Below are 5,229 nucleotides of genomic sequence, written 5' to 3'. Positions count from 1 at the left end.
CGGCCCCGGCCTCGGGGCTCAGCCCGGCCCGCCCCCGCCGGCCCGGTCCGCCGTGCGGCGGGCCCGTGCCCCCGTGGTCAGCGCGCCCAGCAGCAGCACCAGCGCGCCACAGCCGCTGATCACCCACCAGCCCGCCGCCCGCGACCCGGCCGCCAGCACCGTGCCCACCACCGCCACGCCCAGCGCCGACCCCACCTGCCGCCCCGTCGAGGCCACCCCGGCCGCGACGCCGGCCTGCGCCTTGGGCATCCCGGTCACGGCGGTGTGCGTGATGGGCGCGTTGACCAGCCCGAAGCCCACGCCGAAGAGCACATAGCCGGTGAACAGCACCGGCAGCGGGGTCTCCGGGTCCGTGCCGGACAGCCACGCCCCGCTGAACGCGATCGCCGCACCCGCCACCACCAGCGGGCCACGCCCGCCGATCAGCCCGATCAGCTGCCCCGACAGCGGCGAGAACACCAGCGTGGTCGCCGCCATCGGCAGCAGGTAGAGCCCGGCCTGGAGCGGGCTGAGGTGCCGCTCGTCCTGGAGGTAGAGCGTGTTCAGGAACAGGAAGCCGGCCAGCGCGGCGAAGGAGGCGATCGCGATCACGAAGGCCCCGCTGAACGGGACGCTGCGGAAGAAGTCCAGCTCCACCAGCGGCTCCCGCCGCCTGGGCTCGTAGACCAGCAGCCCCACCAGCGCCAGGGCCGCCACCCCGACGCCCGCCAGCAGCAGCGGCGAGGTCCAGCCGACCCGCCCGCCCTCGATGATCCCGAACGTCAGCGCCCCCAGCAGTGTGATCACCAGCAGCTGCCCCACCGGGTCCAGCCGCCGGGGCCTGGGCGCCCGCGACTCCGGCACGAAGAGCGTGGTGAGCACGAGCGCGGCCAGCCCGATCGGCAGGTTCAGCCAGAAGATGGAACGCCACCCGAAGGAGTGCACCAGCGCGCCGCCCACGATCGGCCCGATCGCCATCGAGATCCCCACCACCCCGCCCCAGGCGCCGATGGCCCGCGCCAACTCCCGCCGGTCGGTGAAGGTGTTGGTGATGATCGACATCGCCACCGGGTTGAGCATCGAGCCGCCCACCGCCTGCGCGGCCCGGAAGGCGATCAGCCAGCCCAGGCCCGGGGCCAGCGCGCACAGCACCGAGCCGGCGGTGAAGATCACGAGGCCCACCCGGAAGACCCGGCGCCGCCCCAGCCGGTCGGCCATCGAGCCCGACAGCATCAGGAACGAGGCCAGCACCACCGTGTAGACGTCGAGGGTCCACTGGAGCCCGGAGACATCGGCGCCCAGCTCCCGCCCCAGGTCCGGCAGGGCGACGTTGAGCGCGGTCACGTCCAGGCTGACGATCAGCAGGCTCATGCAGCAGATGGCCAGGATCAGCAGCCGGCGACGGCGGGGCAGGGTGTCGTTCTCGGGCACGGTCACTCAGCGTAGCCCGTGGCCGGGCGGCGCTCCCCGGCGAGAACGGGGAATACCGGGAGCGAAGGAGACGTTGCGACCCTCGGACCCGAAGGGTGCCGACGCCGCCCACCCGCCATGTCACGCAAGGAGGGCACGTGTCCCCGACCTCACCCGCCACCCATGTCATCGCCTACCGGGCCGCCGAACAGCTGCTGGACGCCGGCGATCCGCGCGGCGCGCTCAAGCTGCTCGACCCCGTGGTCAGCGCCTATCCGGAGAACACCTCCGCCCGGCTGCTGCGCGCCCGCGCGTTCTTCCTCGGCGCACAACTGCGCAGCGCCGAGCAGGAGTTCCAGGTGATCCTGGAGCGCGAGCCGGACAACGCCTACGCGCACTTCGCGCTGGCGCGCACGCTCCAGCGCGCGGCGCGCGGGGACGAGGCACTGCGCCACTTCCGGCTGGCCGCCGCCCTGGACCCCAAGCCGGACTACCTGGCCGCCGCCCGCTTCGGTGAGCCCGGCTGACCGCGCCCCGGCCCGACGCCTCTGAGGCCCGCCGTTCGCGACGGGCCCCGGGGGAGGGCACCATGGACCGATGCTGATCGGGGAGGCGCGCGAGGCAGCGCGGGACTGGGTGCGGAGCAACGCGGCGGCCGAACCCTGGTTCGCCGGGGCCTACTTCGGCGGATCGACGGTGGGGCTGCCCGACGGGGCCGAGGTGCCGCGGGGCTCCGACATCGACGTCATGGTGGTCACCACGGACGCCGAACCCCCCACCAAGCCGGGCAAGTTCCTCCACCGGGGCGCGCTCGTCGAGATCAGCCTGGTGCCGCACGCCGAGCTGGCCAGCCCGGAGGCGGTGCTCGCCGACTACCACCTGGCCGGCCCGTTCCGCGCCGACACCGTGATCGCCGACCCCACCGGCCGTCTGGGCCGGCTCCGGCGCTCGGTGGCCGAACGCTTCGCCGAGCCCGCCTGGGTGCGGACCCGCTACGAGCACGCGCTGGGCCGGGTGCGGAACGGCCTGACCCGCGTCGCCGAGACCGCCACCGACGCCGCCCCGCCCTCGCCGGCGGCCGTGCTCGGCTGGCTCTTCCCCACCGGGATCGCCACCCATGTGCTGCTGGCCGCCGGCCTGCGCAACCCCACCGTGCGGCTGCGCTACCTGCGCACCAGGGAGCTGCTGAGCGAACGCGGCCTGCTCGACGCCTACCCGCCGCTGTTGGCGGCGCTCGGCTGCGCCACCCTGACCGCCGAGCGCGCCGAGGCCCATCTGGCCACCCTGGCCGAGGTGTTCGACGCGGCCGCGCCCGTCGCCGCCCGCACCCCGTTCCCGTTCCGTTCGGACGTCCAGGCGCCGGCGCGGCCCGTCGCGATCGACGCCAGCCGGGAGCTGATCAGGGCCGGCCGCCACCGCGAGGTGGTGTTCTGGCTGGTGGCGACGCAGGCCCGTTGCCAGCTGGTGCTGGCCGAGGCCGGGACGGAGGACCAACGGCGGGCGCACGCCCCCGGGTTGGCCGCCCTGCTGGCTGACCTGGGCCTGGGCACCACGGCCGACCTGGCCGAACGCGCCCGCCACACCCTGGGCACGCTGCCCGCGCTGACCGCGACCGCCGAGGAACTCCTCGCCGGCTCCACGCGCCGCCCGCCGTCAACCGACCGCTAGGTCGTGTCCGTAGAGTCTCGTCGGATCAGACCGCGGCGTTGGACGCGGTGCGTCGCAAGGCGCCGGATCGCAGCTCATACCTGGCCGTGTTCGCGCGATGCGGTAACGCGGCGAGGTGCCGCGTATGGCGTCGCGGGCCCGGCGAGACTTTACGGACACGGCCCAGCCGGGGCTCGTTGAGCCTCACGCGCCGTGGCCGGCGAGGAAGCGCCGGACCGCCGTGGCGATCGCCCCGGCGTCGATGCCGGCCGCCCGCAGCTGCTCGTCGGGCTTGGCCGAACCCGGCATGGTGTCCACCGCCAGCCGCAGCAGCCGGGGCACCTCCCGGCCGTCGGAGAACGCGTCCAGCACCGCGTCGCCAAGACCGCCGGCGTGCCGGTGGTCCTCCACCGTCAGCAGGCAGCCCGTCTGCTCGGCCGCCTCCCGCAGCGTCGCCGCGTCCACCGGCTTCACCGAGTACAGGTCGATCACCCGCACCGGCACACCCTCCTCGCCCAACTCCTCGGCCGCGCGCAGCGCCTCGTGCACCGTCACCCCGGCGGCCACCACCGTCAGCCGGTCGCCGGGCGAGGAGCGCAGCACCTTGGCGCCGCCGACGGGGAAGCGTTCCTCCGGCGGATAGATCACCGGGTCCGCGCCGCGTGAGGTGCGCAGATAGCGCAGCCCGCCGGTCTCCTCGGCCATCTCGGCGACCAGCTGGGCGGTCTGGTTGGCGTCGCACGGGTAGAGCACCGTCGCGTCGTGGAGCGCCCGGAACATGGCAAGGTCCTCAAGGCCCATCTGCGAGGGCCCGTCCTCGCCGATCGCCACCCCCGCGTGGGAGCCCGCCAGGCACAGGCCCACCCGGCTCACCGTCGCCATCCGCAGGAAGTCGTGGGCCCGGGTGAAGAACGCGGCGAACGTCGAGGCGAACGGCAGCCGGCCGCGCACCGCCATCCCGACCGCCGTCGCCACCAACTCCTGCTCCGCGATGTAGCACTCGAAGAACCGGTCCGGGTGCTCCTTGGCGAAGAACTCCGAACGCGTCGAGTCGCTGACCTCGCCGTCCAGCGCCACCACCTCGGGCCGCGCCGCGCCCAGCGCCGCCAGCGCCTCGCCGTAGGCGTTCCGCGTCGCGACCTTCTCGCCCACCTCGTAGCGCGGCAGTTCGGGCTGGGGCCCGCCCGGGGAGCGCGGAACCGTGGTCGCCTCCGGGCGGCGCACCTCGACCCGCAGGTCGCGCGGGCCGCCCAACTCCTCGACGGCCTCCGCCTCGTCGGGCACGGGCTTGCCGTGCATCCCCTCCCGGTCCTGCACCGCAGCGACCCCGCGCCCCTTCATGGTGCGCGCCAGGATCGCGGTCGGCCGGTCGGTGACGCCCGCCGCCTCCGTGTAGGCCGCGTCGATCGCCGCCGGATCGTGCCCGTCGACCTCGATGGTGTGCCAGTCGAACGCGGCGATCCGCCGCCGGTAGGCGTCCAGGTCCCACTCGTGCCGGGTCGGGCCGCGCTGACCCAGCCGGTTGATGTCCAGGATCGCGGTCAGGCTGGACAGCCGCTCGTAGCCCGCGTGTTCGAACGCCTCCCAGACCGAGCCCTCGGCCAGCTCGCTGTCGCCGCTGAGCACCCACACCCGGGACTCCGCCTCCTGGAGCCGCTGACCGGCCAGCGCGACGCCCGCGCCGATGGGCAGCCCCTGCCCCAACGAGCCGGTGGCCACGTCGACCCACGGCAGCCGGGGCGTCGGGTGACCCTCGAGACGGCTGCCCAGGGTGCGGAACGTCAGCAGCTCCTCGTCGCTGATCGCGCCGGCCGCCTTGAACGCGGCGTACAGCAGCGGCGAGGCGTGGCCCTTGGAGAGGATCAGCCGGTCGTTGCCCGGGTGCTCGGGCCAGTCGAAGTCGTAGCGCAGATGCCGCGCCAGCAGCACGGCCATCAGGTCGGCCGCCGACATCGACGAGGTCGCGTGCCCCGAGCCGGCCGTCGAGGTGGCGCGCACCGCGTCCACCCGGAGCTGCTGACCCAACTCGGCCAGATACTGGTCTGCGGATGTCATCTGCCTGCCTCCCGGATGCGCGCGGCCGGCTCTGCGGTGGTTTCTCGCGCTTCGTTCGCGCTCGGGGCGCCCGTGCCCGCGCGAGCGCCGGGCGTCCGCGCCCCCGGGTACCCGCGCGCGACGGGTCCTAACGAGCCC

The 5,229-nt window shown here is 74.7% G+C and carries 4 protein-coding genes; 2 read left to right on the top strand and 2 right to left on the bottom strand.

What is annotated here, in order from left to right:
- Nucleotides 1–18: 18 nt before the first annotated feature.
- Entirely contained in the window at nt 19–1,410 is a 1,392-nt protein-coding gene (locus tag EBN88_RS28340; protein ID WP_267902613.1) for an MFS transporter, read from the bottom strand.
- 137 nt (nt 1,411–1,547) lie between these two features.
- On the opposite strand from EBN88_RS28340, the gene EBN88_RS28335 reads away from it, so the two are divergent.
- Nucleotides 1,548–1,916, top strand: a complete 369-nt coding sequence (locus EBN88_RS28335) for a tetratricopeptide repeat protein (protein ID WP_122399878.1) — start codon at nt 1,548–1,550, stop codon at nt 1,914–1,916.
- A 70-nt stretch (nt 1,917–1,986) separates the two neighbouring features.
- Nucleotides 1,987–3,057 (top strand): hypothetical protein, encoded by a 1,071-nt coding sequence (locus tag EBN88_RS28330; protein ID WP_122399877.1) that lies wholly within the window; start codon nt 1,987–1,989, stop codon nt 3,055–3,057.
- A gap of 183 nt (nt 3,058–3,240) precedes the next feature.
- Here the strand turns inward: EBN88_RS28330 and EBN88_RS28325 are convergent, their stop codons facing one another.
- On the bottom strand, nt 3,241–5,091 hold the full coding sequence (locus tag EBN88_RS28325) for a transketolase (protein ID WP_122183073.1): 1,851 nt from the start codon (nt 5,089–5,091) through the stop codon (nt 3,241–3,243).
- Nucleotides 5,092–5,229: the final 138 nt, after the last annotated feature.

The sequence above is a fragment of the Streptomyces triticirhizae genome (assembly GCF_003696235.1).
Classification (GTDB): Bacteria; Actinomycetota; Actinomycetes; order Streptomycetales; family Streptomycetaceae; genus Streptomyces; species Streptomyces triticirhizae.
Note: the sequence above shows the minus strand (reverse complement) of the source record. Positions and strands in the feature narration are given on the sequence as shown.